Raw genomic sequence first — 17529 nt, forward strand, 5'->3', positions numbered from 1 at the left:
GGACCCTATCCTAGATTTTGTGTATTTGCCAGTTAGAGGTGACGAGTCATTCTGTCACCAAATTCTATAATAAATCGATTCATCGCACTCTCCCAGTTTTGAATTGGCATTGTCCATTTTTTTGATGCTTGTTGTACCGCTAAATAGATGACCTTTTTAACTGAGTCATCGGTCGGGAATACCTTTCTTTTCTTGATAGCATGACGAATAACACTATTTAAAGACTCTATCGCATTGGTGGTATAAATCGCTTTGCGAATATCCTGAAAATAAACAAAGATGGTGCTGAGATTTTCCCAATGTCTGCGCTAGGATTGACCAATATACGGGTATTTATCATCTCAAATCTCCTCAAAATGAGCGAGTGCCTGTAATGCCTGTTCTTCGGTTGGAGCCTGATAAATCATCTTTAAATCTTTGCTTAGTTCTTTGTAATCTTTCCAACTCACCAATTTCAGACTACTGCGCACCATATGGATGATACAAAGTTGAATTTTAGAATCCGGATACACTGCATTAATCGCATCTGGGAAGCCCTTTAATCCATCTATACAAGCAATTAAGATATCTTCAACACCTCGATTTTTAAGTTCTGTGAGTACTGACAACCAGAATTTGGCACCTTCATTTTCTGCCATCCATAATCCAAGCAGTTCCTTTTTACCTTCCACATTTATGTCTAGCGCAAGAAAAACGGATTTATTGATGCTACTTCCATCTTGTTTTACTTTGACCACTATGCAGTCCAAATAAACAATTGGATACATATTCTCAAGCGGACGATTTTGCCATTCAACCACTTGCTCTTTTACTGAATCTGTCACTTTGAAATCAGAGTCGGAGAGACATCAACATCATACATCTCTTTGAATGTGTTGGCAATTTCCCTTATTGTCATACCTTTAGCATATAAAAAGAGAATTTGATGATTAATTTTATCGATGCGTGTTTGATGCTTTTTAACCAGCTGAGGTTCAAAACGACTTTCTCTATCTCGTGGAATGGCAAGCTCTAACTCGCCATCATCACTTATAACAGTCTTTTTACTATAACCATTACGAGTATTGCTACCTCGTTTTTTCTGATGTTTTTCATGACCTAGATGCTGAGCCATTTCTTCATTTAAAGCCGTGTCAATCACGAACTTATTCATAAAGCCCGTTAATTTACCTAAATCTTCCTGAGTTTTTATGCCTTTGGCGAGCTCTGCGGCCATTTCTCTTAGTCTTTTTTCGTCCATTTATATCTACCTATTTTTTTACTCATTAGAGTAGTTCAAAAATAGACAAATACACAAATTTATTTACAGGGTCTAAAAATCTGTTTAATTTTTTCCCAAAAACTCATAGACTTTATTTCTTCAATTCTTTTTTTTAAAGCATTTTCGTTTTCTTGGCTTTTAGATAATGCTTGTTGTAACTGTTGGTTAGTTAATTTTATATTATCTAAGCTATTCCTAACGTTATCATACCGTTTAATTGCCTCTGTTAATTTAAGCTTACATAATTCTTGGAACTCATTAAATTTCTGTTGATTATCATCTATTATTTTATCCTTTATGAGTAATTGTTTTTCATAGTAATCAGATGATGTAGGGTTTGAACGTATGTGACCATAAACTCTATTATTAAATAATTTTTTTAAAAAATTATAGTAGTTTTCGACATCATTAGCATCATAAACTTTTCCGTTAAATTCCTTAGAAAACCAAATTTTATCTGAAATACTGACTTCAATTATTGGTAATCCATATTCTAAGAAATCACGTATCTTCTGTGACGTGCATTTATGTTTTACTGCAATTTCGATAACGACTTTTCCATTCCATTTCTCTGCTAAATCACATTCAGAAGAAAAATAACCAATAAGGTCAGGAAAATAAACATTACCATTTTCAAACTGCAAGCGTTGTTCAATAATAAACTTTGAAAAATTCAATAAATAAGTTTTATCTTTAATAATAAATTTAATATTTTTTAATTCAGATAAAACAAGTAAAGCTGTTGAATGGGAAATAGTTTCATTATCACCTTCGCTATTATTGCCACCTTTCATATTTTCTATATATCTAAAAAAACCATTCTTAACTGGCGCCATTCTTGATCTGTTTGACGGATTCGCTTGCGTACTATAAAAACTAATTTTTTTATAATCTTCTGGTAAAGTATTTTTTAATTTTAGTACTTCCCAAATATAGAAAGTTCGAAATCTAGATGGATCATTTTTATCTTGTATGAACTCATCCTGTTCATTCTTTGCATACGCCCATGTTTTTTTTGCCATATTCAATCCACCTTTACTTTTACTTTGATAAAAGACCTACTTGTCTTTTAATACTCTCTAAAAATGCTGACCGAAAGGCTGGATCGTGAGCATAGAGTTGATAGAGTTGCATATCTTTCTGGCGATTTTCCAGCATGATTTCGCGCATGATTCTTTCGAACGCCAATTCTCGATTATAGGGATCGTGATTATTTTTATATTTCATATCAAAATCTTTATGAGCAGTGACATCTTGCACAATGGAAATAAATTTCACCCGTTGATCTTCTGGAGTAATGCTCCAACCCTGAAACCAACGTTCATTAAACATATTCACAATATCGTCTAATGTACTTTCTTCACTTTCGCCAGTATGCGCACCTCTTGGATTAGCATTTTGAGGGTCGAGTTCGGCATCTTCAGTATCTAATTGAATTTTATGATTCAATTTTACCCGTTGTAAACCATATGAATTAAGATCTACAGATTCAAGGAGTTCATCTAATTTATCCATGTCTGGATCTTTCACTTTTAGTTTAGGGATTAAGAATTTTAAGAACCAAAACAGTTTTTCCCATATTGGCATTTCAAACGGTATGATAGCCGCCATTTGGCTATAAATTTTTACAAATTGCTTCGCTTTAATTTTAAAATCAACTTTATCGTCGTTATCTAATTCGAGTTGAACATTAAAACGATCTGCAGCAAGGTCAATAATTGGGCTAAGTAATTCGGCTGCACTACCTTTAAAGTAAAGTTGATTAAACGTTTCAACCTCATGCCATTCATAAATGCCAGGTTCATCAAGCATATCTTTCAGTTCGTGTAATACATTAATATCGGTCGCATGAGATAATGAGGTTGCAGTATAGAAAGGATCAAACGCCTGCTTAATATCTTCAATACTATTAAAAAAATCAAGCACAAATAGATCTTCGGTTTTCTTGCCCCATTTAGGTGCTGCTCTATTAAGACGAGAAAGAGCCTGTACAGCTAACACATGTTGTAATTTCTTATCCACATACATGGTACAAAGTTTAGGTTGGTCAAAACCAGTCAAATACTTGTTGGCAACAACCAGTAATCGATACTCATCAGAGTCAAATTTTTCGGAGGTATCATTATCTGAAAACCCGTTGATACTGGCTTCACTATATTCAATTCCATCAATCTCTTTATCGCCGGAAAATGCAATTAGTATTTTAAATGGATAATTGAGTTGTTTAAGCTGTTCATTAAGAGCAAAATAATAGTGGATAGCACTTTCAATATTTTGTGTAACTACCATACCTTTGGCTTTTCCTTTCAGCTTTTTACTATTCACTACCTGATTAAGGAAATGATCCAACATAATTTCAGCCTTAACGGCGATGGTTTGCTTACTTCTCTCAACAAAAGCGCGTAATTTTTTTTGTGCTTTTTGAGTATCAAACAGTGGATTATCTGAAATCGACTTTTCTATTTCGTAATAAGATTTATAGGTAGTGTAATTAGTCAGTACATCTAAGATAAAGCCTTCTTCAATGGCTTGTTTCATTGAATACAAGTGAAATGGTTTAAAGGTACCATCAGCTTGCTGATCACCAAATTTTTCTAAGGTAATGTTTTTAGGCGTAGCTGTGAATGCAAAGTAAGACGCATTGCCTCGTAGTTTTCGCGCCTGCATGGTTTTGATAATGACATCTTGAATATCTTCATTTTCATTGGTATCGACATTAGCCGTTTTGCCCATAGTTTTATTCATATTATCGTGAGCTGAACCACTTTGTGAACTGTGCGCTTCATCGATGATGACTGCAAAGCGTTTATCACTCAGATCGTTAATACTATCAACAATCACCTGAAATTTTTGGATAGTGGTGATAATAATTTTTTTACCATTTTCAAGTGCTGCTTTTAAATCTGATGATTTTTGAGCATGAGCAATAATATTTTTTACTTCTGAAAAACCACTGATATTATCACGCAGTTGCTTATCTAAAAGACGGCGATCCGTCACCACAATCACTGAATCAAAGAGCGGCAAATCAATACCTTTTGCGCCAGTCACTGAATTATTATGAGGACAAACTTCGATCAATTGGTATGCTGCCCATGTAATGGAATTGGACTTGCCTGAACCGGCTGAGTGTTGAATAAGATAGGTATGACCAGTCCCGCGACTAGCCACATCTTCAATAAGTTTACGCACAACATCTAATTGATGGTATCGTGGAAAAAACAGCGTTCGTTTGGTTAATAAATCTTTACTGCTACCGTCCAAACGTACAAAATGCTGAATTATATTGGCAATGCTTGCTTTCTTAAAAATACTTTCCCATAAATATGCCGTTTTATGACCACTAGGATTAACCGGATTACCTTTACCTTCGTTATTACCTTTATTGAAAGGTAAAAAGACGGTATCCTTACCAGCTAATTTAGTAGTCATATACACTTCGTCAGTATCGACGGTCATATGAACTAAACAACGAGCAAAGGTTAATAGTGGTTGATTGATATCTCGATCTTCGCGGTACTGTTTTTGACCATGATATTGAGCTGTTTGACCTGTCCACGGGTTTTTTAACTCAAGGGTGATAATGGCGATACCATTAATAAACAGCACCATATCAATTTCTTGTAGAGGATTGAGCTGAGAATAACGTACCTGACGTGTACAGCTAAAGATATTTTGCGCAAAATTATGTTTCACTTGCTCGCCACTGCTGGCAAGCGGAGCTGGATACATCAGTGTTAAATGAATATCATCTATGGCTAAGCCTTTTTTTAGTAAATGAATGATGCCATATTTTTTAATTAACTTATCAAAACGATCCAGTACTTTACGCTGCCAATCATGGGGGTGATTTTTCTGTAATTTATCCAGCTCATTGGCTTGGGTATTATGCAGGAAAGACCAGAAGAAGTGGTTGTCAATGGCATACTGGGCGTTGAAATCCCTTGCCAATCCTAATTGATAATAGTCTGAATGATGATCCAAATTAGGTTCTTTTGCACCCTTGAGTTCTTCCAGACAAGTACCGGTTAACTGTTTTTCAATTGTTGCTTCAAGGGCTTGCTCATTGGTTTGACTGACCATATCCACTTCTCCATTTACATTTATTCTTCTGGCGTAATTTTGATTTTTCCTGTTACTGCGCTATCAATTAGGGTAGTTTTATATTCTTTAAGTTTTTCGATTTGTTGTGTTTCTATATCAATTAAATTGTTATATTTTTTCATCTTTTGTTCTATGTAATCAACTATAGTTGATTGTTCTTCTTTTTCTGGAAAAAATATACTAATTGAATATAAATCAGCAGTATATAAACGAATAAAACCATCCATTACTCCTGTAACCCTCTTTTTAAACTCAGCAAGAAATTCGGGACAAAGTAATAAATGGCAGAGAAAATTTATATTAATAATATTACTATTTTTTTCTTTATATACAGAATAATCAGGACTAGTTATTCCATTAAAATTAGAGACAGCTAATAGCCCGTTTACAGCTTGCATTTTATTTATAACTAAACACCCTTTTTTAACAATTTTATATCCAACTAATGACTCTGCATAACCGGCTCTTTCTGCCAAAGATGATTTGGGTATGACCCCTTGATATTTACTTAAGGATAATAGTTCTTCACTACCAGTTGCTGTTCTGATATTTATTTCGTCTAATAAATACTTAAGCTTAGATATTTTCCAATGTTCAGGGATCATCCCAATCCACTCAATACCGGAATCTTTCATTTGTACATTAGGATTTAATCCCTTTGTTACTGCTTGTTGAATAATAATTTGTTGACGTTCTTTTAATAGTTCAATCTGTTTTTGTTTTATAGAAATCGCTTGATCTATTTGAATTGTTTTTTTATCTAAAAAATTGGCAATAGCAATTTGCTCGGTGTCTGAAGGTAAACAAATATTTGTATCTTTTAAAATAGTTTTAGTGACACTATAAACTTTGACACCTTTAACTTTATTTCTAATCTGAGAACGATAAGATTCTGAATCAAGCATATAAGCCAAAAACCGTATATTTACATCAACAATAGGTCTAGTTATTACTGTATGATAACCAGCAAATACAGTATCTTTAGCATTATTTAAATAGCTAAAATTTCCAGCACCTTCTATATCTTCGGAGGTATCCGCAAAAACAAAGTCACCATAACTTAGTAAAGATTTTTTATTTGCTTTTAAATATTCATCGCTGACACACTTAAGTTGATGTTTTATTTGGTCTATCTCAAAACCATATTTTGAATGAATTTCTCCATAATTAACACAGGGAATGCCATTATCTTGTAAGTTCTCTTTAGTAATATTTAAACCTTTACTAAAACAAAAAACAAAGTTAAACCGGAGTATTTTCCAATGTTCAGGAATATATCCCAACCAATCAACTCCAGAATCTTTATAAACCGAATAACGAGGCATATTAATTACTTTTTTCATTGTCATTATTCACTCTTACCGGATAAACCTAAAATATCGGCAATCAAACCATCAACTTGTTGTTCTAAGGCTAAGATATCATGTGTAACCTCTTCTAATGAACGTAATTGCTTGTGACGATAAAAATATTTATTAAAGCTAATTTCGTAACCGATTTGAGTACTATCTAGGTCAATCCAAGCTTCTGCGACATATGGTCGCACTTCTGCTAAAAAGTAGCGGTGAATATTGTCTTTCAGTGGGATAGATTCTGCATCGCGTAAATCAGTACAAGGTTCATAAGTGATATATTCGTTAGGCTTACCCTTCGCAAAATATCCAAAATCAGCTAATTGCTCCACTTCACAATCTAGATGCACTAATAGCTTTTCGAGTTTATCTTTATTCAAACTATGCACTTTTTGAATCACTTTTTCGGCATTTTCGTCATACCAACTCACCGCATTTAAAATGGCATTTCTCTCACTAGATGATAGTTTTAGACTCAATGTCTTAATTGCTTTATCAACATCCCGTTTAAATAGGTTAAAATCACGGTACTCCTGCTCACCAACCTGCTGCATGATAGCTAATGCAGATTGATAAAGAGTTTGTAGCTTTAACCAATATTTTGTATCAAAAATTTTATCTTTGGCTTTGCTATTCAAACTAATACCATTATCATCACACCAGTCTAGAATCGATTTTTGTTGCGGTTTTAAAAATCCAGTCTGATAAACATGCTCACCATAAATACTATATAAATGGCTCATCACGTCACGTAATGATTTATCAAACCGCAGTTCAGCAAGGGATTCAATATTAAATTGTGCCTTACGACGATCGGGGCGTTCAATATTAACTTTATAATAACCAAAATCACTATTATCAAAACATTGACTGGCAATACCAATCGGGTCGTTATTATTATCAAGTTGCCGTTCGATAGTCGCCATATTCAAATAGGTTTGAGTGATTTCTCGGATATGTTCAGGTGAAAACTCACAATTTTTATCACCTAAATTTTTACGCAATTTTTGAAATAATAGACTCGCATCAATTAATTGTACTTTACCTTGACGATGCGGAGCTTTGTTACTACTTAGTAACCAAATATAGGTGGTTATGCCGGTATTATAAAATAGGTTATTAGGCAGTTGGACAATAGCCTCAAGGCGATCATTTTCAATAATATAACGACGAATATTACTTTCGCCACCACCTGCATCACCGGTGAACAAGCTAGACCCATTATGAACCGAAGCGATACGAGATCCTTGCACACCAGCTTGTGGCAATTTCATTTTACTGATCATTTCCATTAAAAACAGTAATTGCCCGTCACTCGATCGAGGAATTGCATCAACCTCTTGTTCGTTACCCCAATAATCTTTTAACTTCACTTTAAAACGATTATCGATGACATTTTTGCCATCTTTGATATATTTTTGTTCTGATGCCCAACTTTTACCATAAGGTGGATTTGACAACATAAAATCAAAAGGACAACCTGCAAATTCATCGGTAGAAAGTGTTGAGCCAACTTTGATATTTTGTGGATTATTACCTTTAATCATCATATCGGATTTACAGATAGCATAGGTTTCATCATTGATCTCCTTACCATAGAGTTCAATCATACGATCCGTTCCTTCAAGGGGGTATTTTTCTTCGATGAAATTCTGTGATTCGGTAAGCATGCCACCACTACCACAAGCTGGATCGTAAATAGTTAAAACCTCCGGTAACTGATCTTTTATCGGATCAAAGATCAAATGGGTCATCAGTTCAATGACTTCACGTGGCGTAAAATGTTCGCCAGCCTCTTCATTATTCTCTTCATTAAACTTACGAATCAGCTCTTCAAATACATACCCCATACCTAAATTGGTCAAAGCTGGTAGACGGTTACCATCGGGATCTTTAACCTCTTGTGGTGTCAAATTAATTTTAGGTGACACAAATTTTTCAATAACATCTAATAACACATCTTTATTCGCCATATGGCGAATCTGTGCTTTTAAATTGAAGCATTGAATAATTTCTTTAACATTTTTGCTAAAGCCATTAAGGTATTCTTCAAAATTAGTTAATAAAATTTGATTGCTATTATTAGCTGAAAGGTGAAGCTGTTTTAGCGTCCATTTGCTCGTGTTATAAAACACATAACCGGATGCTTTTTCCAATGGGTAATCATCGAGCTCAGTATTTTTATAGGTTGTTTTTTGAACATGATATTCTGTTAATACCGCTTGTTTAGTTGGTTCTAATAATGTGTCAATACGCCGTAAAACCACCATAGGCAAAATCACATCACGGTATTTTCCCCGCACATAAACATCGCGCAAACAATCATCGGCTATAGACCAAATAAAAGAAATAAGTTTATTGTGTGCGCTGTGATTCATTTTTTACCTTAGTTATGAGTAACTTTTTAACTTAAATTTATGCAATAAATGATAGCATAATCTTTATATTACCAATAGAAGGTAAAACATGAGAAATATTAGATGGACAAAAAAAGACAGAAATAAATTATATTCAGATTTGTATGTTGTCTAAATAATTTAATGAAATAAAAGGAGATTTAGGCATTTATAAAAAGCCAGTATTCAATACCAAAACCCCCCGATAATGTCTAAATTCCCTGCTAATTATCTGCCGAGTCCATTGATCTTTGATCTGCTGCGCCGGCGTGAGTTCTTTCCCTGATAGCCCAGCAGCTTTGGATGATCTACAGCCTGTTAGTGTTTCATACCATGTTTATGTATAAGCGTGCTTTAAGCCATGCATTTTATTAAACCTGACTTTTTAGTATTGTCTGTAATAGATATTAGATTGTTTCTATACACATTTTTAATTCGCAATACCCAAATTTTCTTTCTATAACGAGAGGGCCAAATTTGTTTAGCCTCTACACCTAATGCATTGGCAATAATCAGTACGCCTTTCGTCCATGGGCGTACAAGTGTGTTAGAGAGCGTTGAAGGTGCATAGCCAGATTGTCTAGATAACGCAGATAGCGTTGTTCCTTTCTTTTTCAATGCTGCAATAATATCGGCAGGATGCCAGTCCTTTTTGCTATTCATAATACCTCCTAAAATCATCAATTACACATGAATTATTAATGAGAAACTTTAATATTGATCTGTTACACAATCGTCATATCTTTTCTGATAATCATCTGCAATTTGTACGCCTGCCTTTTTAAGCTTCTCATTTATTTTTCTCTCTTCGGGATTTAGTTTACTTTCTCCTCTAATATTAATAAGGGGATTATTCTCAACCGCATTCATCCCTGCCACTCCGGCTATCTGCGCATTGCTTATATTCCCCCGGTTATTCCCCCAAGCTACTAATGCGACCTTTAATCTGCTAATCACAAACCTTAAACGAGGAAATTTTCTATGAATTACAACATATTTTAAGCTGAATCAACCACAGACAAAGCACCAACACACCAACCCCTCTGAGCAATTTTATACCATCGGTTACGTACCTCAATGCACAAAACCCATCCGCAGACAACCTGACCATTAAAGGCAGGAGGCTAGAGCAGATAGGGCTTTAAGTGGGTAACCCTGTTATCGTTAAGATTGAGCAGAGCAAGTTGGTTATAGAGCCTGATTTATTAAAAAAGAATTTGTTAACATATAATTTCATAAAGTGTATCAGGCGGTGCTTGATATGCTTCAAAATCAGCATGAATAATTTCTCTCATTTCAGAAAAATTTATTTTTTTTATCGTTTCTATTTCACAACTGTCAGTCAATGATATAACCATTTTAGATGCATTAGTAATTTTAATTATTTCTGACATAACATTAAAAAGGATATTAAGCCGATCTTCAGCAATATTTGGAAAACCTAAATTTGTTTCAGGGGCATAATCAATATAATCAATTAAAAAACTTGCATTAAAATACTCGTTATCATCACCAATTACAAAAATAAATTGTTTTTGCTTATTAGGTAACATTAAATCGGGAAAATTATATAGCTCATTGATTCCAATATTCTTTATTCCAATATTATATTTTTTTTCAATAAAATCTATCAAAGAAGTTAAATCTTCTTCTCCTAAGTGATAGATATATCCTCTTACATCATTTGACATAATTTTTCCTATTTCTTTTTATCATTAATCCATTCTCCTAATGGTTTACCGTTTTTATCAATTTTTCTATAATATTTACCAATAGGCTTTCCTTGATTATTATACATTATTTTATGTTCATGAGCTTCAGCTCTCCCGTCTGGACCTAATTTTATTTCTTTGTGGGGATTCAATTGACCATAATCTTCTCTTGAGAACATATTCCCATTTTTATAATAATAAGTAACACTTTTAGAACCATTTGCTCTCGATACTTCATAAATTGAGTTTGGTGTTGAGGTTTTTGGTGCTTTCCCTGATGATACAATGATGTGTTCAGTAACAACTTCTTCCGGCAATCTGTTCGGGTCGATTTCTCCTGTTAGTGGATTAATGGCTTCTGGATATTTGTCTTTAGGTAATTGACTAATCAGGTAATCTGCTGCTAGTTCCGCTCCCGTTGCTACATTTTATATTTTACAAATTACATTTTTACTAGCTCATTTCTTAATACCAATTATTCCAAATGAGTATTATTTTTCAATTACTTTTCAAGTAATATATTGAATCTTGATTATTATAATATTGATTTGAAGATATTATTATATAATCTAATTTTCTTTTAAATATTCTAAATAAAATTTTAATTTTTTAAATCCTTCAATTTTACAATTTTTTGAACCTAATGTGCAAAATAAATTTTTTATTAACTCTTTATCATTTGGTATACAGCGATATATATATTGATAATGTATTATGCAAGTTAGTAAATCAGCATCTTCTGGTAATGGTAATGATAAATATTTGTCAAACATTTTTATTCCACATTGATCAGGTTTATTATCCATAAATATTTTTTTTGGAGATTCATAACTAATTCCAGTTTTTTGTTTAAACCATGTTAACCAGTTATATTTTCCAGCTACGTAAGCTCCTGAAAGATAGAAAACCCGAGCACCACTATATTCAAATATTTTTTTATTTGTTGTAATGTCAATTTCTTTGACCAATATTTTTGGAATAGTATCATATATATCACTGACGCTTTTATAATTATGCTCAGTTATTTTATCAAAATAGTCCGTATACTTTTTCAATTGTCTTAATGAACAATTTCCGGTATAAAAACATTGATCAAATTTCTCTAATTTACAAAAAAAATTTTGCTGTTCCTTTATATCAAACTCTCTAGCAATTAATGGATTTTGAATTATTAAAATTGATATTAATAATCCTTTTTTTAAATAATTAAGCATATAACTCTCCATTTACTTAATAGGCTTGCCATTTTTCAATTTAAATCTAGCCCTTATGAATTGAGGGTTTCCTCGATCATCAAATCTATTAACCCCTAGATCGTAATATCCATCTTTATCAGTTTTGATTTCCGTCTTTTGTGGAGTGAATTGATTCCCTTTTTTTTGTTCAGTTATACCAACAACTTTATTATTTGTTTGATCAATATAAAACATTATATATTTTCTTCCAGAATTTATATCTATTATATCCCCCTGTGTTCTATCAGTATTATCAATTTTATTCTGTACTTTGACAGCATTTGCATGATCTTTATTAAAGTCGGAATTTTCATCTTGCAGTATACCACCTTGGTTTTTATCCCAACGACCTGCACTACCAATAGGTGTTCCATGCTTAGATTTTTCATATTGTTCAACTATTTCATGCATTATTGCTGCTATACCACTCATTCCATAAGGAACTTTGTCATATTCATAAATATCTGCTAAATCAATAATTTGATTGATGTAATCGCCGGTATTTACATAAGGAACATCTTTATCAATTGTGACTTTAGCAATATTTTCAGGATCATTAATCATGTCTTTTCAATTCACGATATACTTTTTCTTCTTTTTCTGTGAGTTGACTGATATCACCTACTATCACCAGATCCAAAACTTCATATCCATCCTTGGTTTTAATAGTATTACCATTCTTATCCACTTGGAAAATGTTAATTTACAAAGTGGAAATGATTTCATTGCTAATTACTTTAATCCAAACTTCTCCAGACTCCATTAACAAAGTTTCTGATTCTATTTTCACAAGTGCAATATAAGAACCAAATAACTCTTCGCCATCCAGCATATTTCTGCATTCAAATTCCTTCACATTTTTACAATGAATTTTTCCCAAAGAATGCCCATTATAAGTACTCCATATATCAAAAATAAGATCACGCCCAAAATTATTAAAATTTATAGTTCCAAGACATACATCTTCTAATTTCATACTTTACTCCACAAAATGTCCAGTTGAATGTGATTGATCTGGTATCCTATTACCAAAATAATCTTGTCGTTCCGAGTATTTACCTGATCTATCTGATTTCCATTCTTTCTGCGTTCTAATAACTTCACCTGTTGGCGTGATGGTTACAGTGACACCATCTGGACCTTTCCATGTTTCGTAGCCTCCCTGTGATTGTCCATTACTAATAAATCCTTTAGATCTTAGATCTTCATAGAACTCCTTTCTTGTTTTAGGTAAATCCGGAGTTACCTGCCCCTTAGTTCACTTTCCAGCATTCGATTCATTTTTTAGTCCCTTGATGGGCCTTTGCAGCATTTTTATTGGTGTATTCTTACCAGCATTCCATTTGGCATTATACCTTTCTCTTATTAATCTTATCTCTTAATTTGTTAATTTTCTTCCCGCTCTTAATACTGCTGCTTGTATCACAGCATCAATACCCACTCCCCCAATCATTAATGCATCTACTTGCTGCTGCATTACACTATATGAACCTAGGTGATTTGCCACTAGTTCATATTGAAGTACTCTTGTCGCTATTTGTTCATCTGACTTCCCTGACCGTTTCATTTGTTTTACCAGGTTGGTCATGGTTATTTGATGAAAATACTCATTCGACATTCTTGTCGCTGGTATCCATTCATTTGCGTTTATATTTATGATGCGTGATCCTCTTGCTCTTTGGCTTTCGCCCGCTCCTTGCATCATTTTTGTAGCATAGCTTGTCAATAATATTTGGATTCTTCTTCTGTTAGTTGTCCCGTCATATACAAATTCAATATGATTTTGTTTGCTTCTTCTGAGACTTTTCTAGAGTCTTTTTCTACTTGTTGTCTACATTGATCTGTTACACAAGCGTCATATCTTTTCTGATTATCATCTGTAATTTGTACGCCTGCCTTTTTAAGCTTGTCATTTATTTTTCTTTCTTCAGGATTTAGTTTACTTTCTCCTTTAATATTAATAAGGGCACTATTCTCAACCGCATTCATCCCTGCCACTCAGGCTATCTGCGCATTGCTTATATTCCCCCGGTTATTCCCCCAAGCTACTAATGCGACCTTTAATCTGCTAATCACAAACCTTAAACGAGGAAATTTTCTATGAATTACAACATATTTTAAGCTGAATCAACCACAGACAAAGCACCAACACACCAACCCCTCTGAGCAATTTTATACCATCGGTTACGTACCTCAATGCACAAAACCCATCCGCAGACAACCTGACCATTAAAGGCAGGAGGCTAGAGCAGATAGGGCTTTAAGTGGGTAACTCTGTTATCATTAAGATTGAGCAGGGCAAGTTGATTATTGAACTGGCGATGCAGATCTAAAAGTTGATAAACAATTTGCTCAGGTCTACATTATAGTAAAACCAAGTTTTTTTATACTAGGATTTGTGGGTCAGTATAACTATTTTAACAATATTTCTGGTGTAGCAAATCCTGTTTCAATATTAATATCATATTGGCCGCCGTTCCACCTATAACCTTTCAATCTATTTCCATCCATTCTAATCCCTTGAAAACTACCATCTTGTTCTAAATCAGAATTAGAAAAAATTTGCCAAATAACATTTCCTTCATTATCGATTTTAAAAACATTTCTGACTTTATTATTTATATCATTATTTAATATAGAATTAAAACTATCTACTCGTACTATATACAGGTTATTTGATAAACATAAACTTTCCACTATATCTTTTTTACTAATATGCCTAATCATTTTATTGGCCTCTTATTATGAAAATTATTGATAGGTATTTCTTGCAATAATTGATATTGAGTCCCCACTTTATTTTGAACTCCAAAATTAGGTTGGGCTGCAACTTTACCTGTTTGCATTTTTGTTCCAGCCGGTATTGTAACATCAACTATATGTGTAGGTACTGCTGGTAAAGCAAGATGTTGTTGTATTTGCTGTGGCGTCATCCCTTTTATTTCACTAGCCCTCACAATAAAAGCTCCTGAAGGTTTATTTAACCCTTCCACATAAACACGAACAAATTCACCCTTTATTTCCGTGACTGTTGTAAATTGCCTTACTTGGGCTGAAGGATCGTATGGTGAATTCCAACCAGAGTCTATATGTGGTTTATTTGCCTCTGCAGCACTAATTGCTTTAACATCTTTTATTTGAGTTGATGTTAGGCCCGTTCCCTTTCCTGCCTTAGATCCCTTTCCGGCACTGATATTATCATTAAAAATTCTAAAACTTTTTTTAAGTGCTTCTGCAACATTTATTTTATTACTACCTTTTTCTCCTTGTGAATTTGGTGAATTTTTCCTACCTGATGTTTTTCCTGCCAGCTTGCTTCCACCTGACAACACAATACCCAATAACATTTGATTATGAAAATTGTATATTTCCTCATCTGTCATCTCTGAAAAATCAACATGTTTATATATTGGATATTGCTTTATTTGGGAAGCTTGTTGTTTTATTGTTTTCTCTTTTCCAAATTCTGTATCTGCTTTATTTTTTCTATCTTGCTCTAAAAATGTATTAATACAAGTTTGATTTATACCACAAAGATCAGTAACTAAAAATTTACCCCTCACTCCGTCTAAATTGTTATTATCTATCGGTGTATAGACCATATCATCACCGCTTTGGGCATTGCCTATTTGATCTCTACAAGCTTTACTGAACCTATCTTTACTACATATATCTGTCAGCAATTTTCTATTTCTCTCATCTTCTTCATTCATTTGTTGAATTATTTGATCACATTCTTTTTTGTTAGTACAATTTCTTAATTTTTTGGAATAATACATTAGCCTATCTTCTGATAGGTAATTATTCTCAACCGCATTCATCCCTGCCACTCCGGCTATCTGCGCATTGCTTATATTCCCTCCGGTTATTCCCCCCCGCTACTGAGGCAACTGCGGATGACAGGTCTCTTATGGTGCTTTTCACTTCTTCCGGCAGTCTGTTCGGGTCGATTTCTCCTGTTAGTGGATTTATGGCTTCTGGATATTTGTCTTTAGGTAATTGACTAATCAGGTAATCTGCTGCTAGTTGCGCCTGCTGCGCCGGCGGCTGCATTGCCTCCGTTGACGCTTGCCGTAACTGCTCCCAATATCGCATGGGCCAGTAGTTGAGCTGCTTTGTTCTGATCTTCTCCATGTCCAAACTTCCGCCCTATTAATTCGGAGGCATATGGGGCTAAGGTGTTGGTTAGCACTTGCATATTGGTTTGTCCTCCCAATATGCCGGTGATGGCGGTGGTGACTGCATTTAAGGCGCGGCTCTTGTTGCCGCCTATGCCCCAGGATTGGGCCTAATCATCTGCTGCTTGATATTCTTTATTGGTCTTTCTTAGTACGAGTTGTTTTTCTGATTCTGTCAGTTTGTTATATTCTTGCCACAGTTCTGGGTTGTTGTTATACATTTCCTGTTCGGCTTGCTCTCGCGCTTCCAAGCGTTCTTTGGCCGCTTTGTTGGCCATGTCGCTACTGAAGGTACGCACACTTTGCATGATGGTTGCGGTGGCGTCGGCTACTGCCTGCTGTTTGTCGAGTATTTGCTGTAAATCCGGCAGTTGGTTTACTTGGCTATGCGCAGTGTTGATGTCGCTGTGAATACCCAGTTCTTCTACGCTGGTCTCTTTACCATTGATGATGATCTGTCCCGGGCTTAAGGTGGCATGGGTGGTGCTTTTATCGCTGCCACTTTGATGCTGCGGTATGCTCGGTGTATAGTGCGGTTTGCCCGGTTCACTTGAGCCTAGTCCAGAGACGCCTCCGTTGATGGACGCGGTATTGGCTTTGAAACTAGATTGGTTTTCAATAATGAGATTCCCGCCAGTTAGGTGGGGATCATTACCGCTATGATATTTTTGTCATTATATTCTTAATGATGAGTTCAACAGATAGTTCTAACTTATCGCTATCTATCGTATAACGGTTTAATTCAATTTGATTTTCTGCATCAAGAGGCTTTTCTATAATCTTTTTCTACTTGTTGTCTACATTGATCTGTTACACAAGCGTCATATCTTTTCTGATTATCATCTGCAATTTGTACGCCTGCCTTTTTAAGCTTCTCATTTATTTATCTCTCTTCGGGATTTAGTTTACTTTCTCCCTTAATATTAATAAGGGCATTATTTTCAACCGCATTCATCCCTGCCACTCCGGCTATCTGCGCATTGCTTATATTCCCCCCCGGTTATTCCCCCTGCTACTGAGGCAACCGCTAACTTGCTAACCACAACTAACTATTACGGAGTTAACTATGGCTAATATATGTTCAACGCTAAAATCAACCACAGACAAAGCACCAGCACTACAACCCACTGAGCGATTTTACACCGTCGGTTACGTGCCACAAAACCCAACCCCAGCCCTCAACTGACTATTAAAAGCAGGTGGCTGGGGCAGATAGGGTTTTATGCTGGACAACCGGTCATTATTAAAGTTGAACAGAGCCAGTTTTGTTAAAGCTTAATTTCAAAGCTAA

Annotated in this window: 19 protein-coding genes and 2 pseudogenes; 1 reads left to right on the forward strand and 20 read right to left on the reverse strand. The window is 34.6% G+C overall.

The window, feature by feature from the left end:
• Positions 1-32 precede the first annotated feature (32 nt).
• The 20 genes and pseudogenes from J3U68_RS07890 to J3U68_RS10705 all read right to left on the reverse strand — a co-directional run.
• Positions 33-1240: pseudogene (locus tag J3U68_RS07890) on the reverse strand (IS256 family transposase).
• Positions 1241-1299: 59 nt separating this feature from the next.
• On the reverse strand, positions 1300-2283 hold the full coding sequence (locus tag J3U68_RS07895; RefSeq protein WP_267375900.1) for a hypothetical protein: 984 nt from the start codon (positions 2281-2283) through the stop codon (positions 1300-1302).
• Between the two features lie 19 nt (positions 2284-2302).
• Positions 2303-5344 (reverse strand): type I restriction endonuclease subunit R, encoded by a 3042-nt coding sequence (locus J3U68_RS07900; RefSeq protein ID WP_267375901.1) that lies wholly within the window; start codon positions 5342-5344, stop codon positions 2303-2305.
• Positions 5345-5364: 20 nt separating this feature from the next.
• Positions 5365-6708, reverse strand: coding sequence for a restriction endonuclease subunit S (locus tag J3U68_RS07905; RefSeq protein WP_267375902.1), 1344 nt, complete (start codon positions 6706-6708; stop codon positions 5365-5367).
• A gap of 5 nt (positions 6709-6713) precedes the next feature.
• Positions 6714-9095, reverse strand: coding sequence for a type I restriction-modification system subunit M (locus J3U68_RS07910; RefSeq protein WP_267375903.1), 2382 nt, complete (start codon positions 9093-9095; stop codon positions 6714-6716).
• A 372-nt stretch (positions 9096-9467) separates the two neighbouring features.
• A complete protein-coding gene (locus J3U68_RS07915; RefSeq protein WP_267375904.1) occupies positions 9468-9776 on the reverse strand; it encodes a helix-turn-helix domain-containing protein in 309 nt (102 codons plus the stop codon).
• Positions 9777-9824: 48 nt separating this feature from the next.
• Positions 9825-9983, reverse strand: a complete 159-nt coding sequence (locus tag J3U68_RS07920) for a hypothetical protein (protein WP_267375905.1) — start codon at positions 9981-9983, stop codon at positions 9825-9827.
• A gap of 350 nt (positions 9984-10333) precedes the next feature.
• Entirely contained in the window at positions 10334-10804 is a 471-nt protein-coding gene (locus J3U68_RS07925) for a hypothetical protein (protein ID WP_267375906.1), read from the reverse strand.
• 8 nt (positions 10805-10812) lie between these two features.
• The gene (locus J3U68_RS07930; protein ID WP_267375907.1) at positions 10813-11142 is read right to left on the reverse strand and encodes a hypothetical protein; all 330 of its coding nucleotides are present in this window, start codon (positions 11140-11142) and stop codon (positions 10813-10815) included.
• A gap of 252 nt (positions 11143-11394) precedes the next feature.
• Positions 11395-12039: a hypothetical protein gene (locus J3U68_RS07935; protein WP_267375908.1), complete on the reverse strand. Its 645-nt coding sequence runs from the start codon at positions 12037-12039 to the stop codon at positions 11395-11397.
• A 12-nt stretch (positions 12040-12051) separates the two neighbouring features.
• A complete protein-coding gene (locus tag J3U68_RS07940; RefSeq protein ID WP_267375910.1) occupies positions 12052-12624 on the reverse strand; it encodes a hypothetical protein in 573 nt (190 codons plus the stop codon).
• A 139-nt stretch (positions 12625-12763) separates the two neighbouring features.
• The gene (locus J3U68_RS07945; RefSeq protein WP_267375912.1) at positions 12764-13036 is read right to left on the reverse strand and encodes a hypothetical protein; all 273 of its coding nucleotides are present in this window, start codon (positions 13034-13036) and stop codon (positions 12764-12766) included.
• A 402-nt stretch (positions 13037-13438) separates the two neighbouring features.
• A complete protein-coding gene (locus tag J3U68_RS07950; RefSeq protein WP_267375914.1) occupies positions 13439-13765 on the reverse strand; it encodes a hypothetical protein in 327 nt (108 codons plus the stop codon).
• A 17-nt stretch (positions 13766-13782) separates the two neighbouring features.
• On the reverse strand, positions 13783-14049 hold the full coding sequence (locus J3U68_RS07955) for a hypothetical protein (protein WP_267375915.1): 267 nt from the start codon (positions 14047-14049) through the stop codon (positions 13783-13785).
• 423 nt (positions 14050-14472) lie between these two features.
• Positions 14473-14787, reverse strand: coding sequence for a hypothetical protein (locus J3U68_RS07960; RefSeq protein ID WP_267375916.1), 315 nt, complete (start codon positions 14785-14787; stop codon positions 14473-14475).
• Complete coding sequence (locus tag J3U68_RS07965) at positions 14784-15929, reverse strand: VENN motif pre-toxin domain-containing protein (protein ID WP_416384660.1); 1146 nt, start codon at positions 15927-15929, stop codon at positions 14784-14786. The genes J3U68_RS07960 and J3U68_RS07965 overlap by 4 nt, the downstream gene beginning before the upstream one ends.
• The gene (locus J3U68_RS07970) at positions 15868-16113 is read right to left on the reverse strand and encodes a hypothetical protein (protein ID WP_267375920.1); all 246 of its coding nucleotides are present in this window, start codon (positions 16111-16113) and stop codon (positions 15868-15870) included. Before J3U68_RS07970 ends, J3U68_RS07965 begins: the two co-directional genes overlap by 62 nt.
• Positions 16064-16258 (reverse strand): DUF637 domain-containing protein, encoded by a 195-nt coding sequence (locus J3U68_RS07975; protein WP_267375921.1) that lies wholly within the window; start codon positions 16256-16258, stop codon positions 16064-16066. The genes J3U68_RS07970 and J3U68_RS07975 overlap by 50 nt, the downstream gene beginning before the upstream one ends.
• A gap of 90 nt (positions 16259-16348) precedes the next feature.
• The gene (locus J3U68_RS07980) at positions 16349-16546 is read right to left on the reverse strand and encodes a hypothetical protein (protein WP_267375922.1); all 198 of its coding nucleotides are present in this window, start codon (positions 16544-16546) and stop codon (positions 16349-16351) included.
• Between the two features lie 575 nt (positions 16547-17121).
• Positions 17122-17229: pseudogene (locus J3U68_RS10705) on the reverse strand (hypothetical protein); the annotation flags it as partial.
• Between the two features lie 212 nt (positions 17230-17441).
• Here J3U68_RS10705 and J3U68_RS10710 point away from each other — a divergent pair.
• Positions 17442-17510 (forward strand): hypothetical protein, encoded by a 69-nt coding sequence (locus J3U68_RS10710; protein ID WP_416384661.1) that lies wholly within the window; start codon positions 17442-17444, stop codon positions 17508-17510.
• Positions 17511-17529: the final 19 nt, after the last annotated feature.

The organism is Snodgrassella sp. B3882 (assembly GCF_026535915.1).
In the GTDB taxonomy this organism is placed as follows: domain Bacteria; phylum Pseudomonadota; class Gammaproteobacteria; order Burkholderiales; family Neisseriaceae; genus Snodgrassella.

What these genes read in the sequence shown, in the direction of transcription:
- J3U68_RS07895 (WP_267375900.1), bottom strand. Translation starts at nt 2,283, where the DNA reads ATGGCAAAAAAAACATGGGCGTATGCAAAGAATGAACAGGATGAGTTC.
- J3U68_RS07900 (WP_267375901.1), bottom strand. Translation starts at nt 5,344, where the DNA reads ATGGTCAGTCAAACCAATGAGCAAGCCCTTGAAGCAACAATTGAAAAA.
- J3U68_RS07905 (WP_267375902.1), bottom strand. Translation starts at nt 6,708, where the DNA reads ATGAAAAAAGTAATTAATATGCCTCGTTATTCGGTTTATAAAGATTCT.
- J3U68_RS07910 (WP_267375903.1), bottom strand. Translation starts at nt 9,095, where the DNA reads ATGAATCACAGCGCACACAATAAACTTATTTCTTTTATTTGGTCTATA.
- J3U68_RS07915 (WP_267375904.1), bottom strand. Translation starts at nt 9,776, where the DNA reads ATGAATAGCAAAAAGGACTGGCATCCTGCCGATATTATTGCAGCATTG.
- J3U68_RS07920 (WP_267375905.1), bottom strand. Translation starts at nt 9,983, where the DNA reads ATGAATGCGGTTGAGAATAATCCCCTTATTAATATTAGAGGAGAAAGT.
- J3U68_RS07925 (WP_267375906.1), bottom strand. Translation starts at nt 10,804, where the DNA reads ATGTCAAATGATGTAAGAGGATATATCTATCACTTAGGAGAAGAAGAT.
- J3U68_RS07935 (WP_267375908.1), bottom strand. Translation starts at nt 12,039, where the DNA reads ATGCTTAATTATTTAAAAAAAGGATTATTAATATCAATTTTAATAATT.
- J3U68_RS07940 (WP_267375910.1), bottom strand. Translation starts at nt 12,624, where the DNA reads ATGATTAATGATCCTGAAAATATTGCTAAAGTCACAATTGATAAAGAT.
- J3U68_RS07945 (WP_267375912.1), bottom strand. Translation starts at nt 13,036, where the DNA reads ATGAAATTAGAAGATGTATGTCTTGGAACTATAAATTTTAATAATTTT.
- J3U68_RS07950 (WP_267375914.1), bottom strand. Translation starts at nt 13,765, where the DNA reads ATGATGCAAGGAGCGGGCGAAAGCCAAAGAGCAAGAGGATCACGCATC.
- J3U68_RS07955 (WP_267375915.1), bottom strand. Translation starts at nt 14,049, where the DNA reads ATGAATGCGGTTGAGAATAGTGCCCTTATTAATATTAAAGGAGAAAGT.
- J3U68_RS07960 (WP_267375916.1), bottom strand. Translation starts at nt 14,787, where the DNA reads ATGATTAGGCATATTAGTAAAAAAGATATAGTGGAAAGTTTATGTTTA.
- J3U68_RS07970 (WP_267375920.1), bottom strand. Translation starts at nt 16,113, where the DNA reads ATGCAGCCGCCGGCGCAGCAGGCGCAACTAGCAGCAGATTACCTGATT.
- J3U68_RS07975 (WP_267375921.1), bottom strand. Translation starts at nt 16,258, where the DNA reads ATGCAAGTGCTAACCAACACCTTAGCCCCATATGCCTCCGAATTAATA.
- J3U68_RS07980 (WP_267375922.1), bottom strand. Translation starts at nt 16,546, where the DNA reads ATGCAAAGTGTGCGTACCTTCAGTAGCGACATGGCCAACAAAGCGGCC.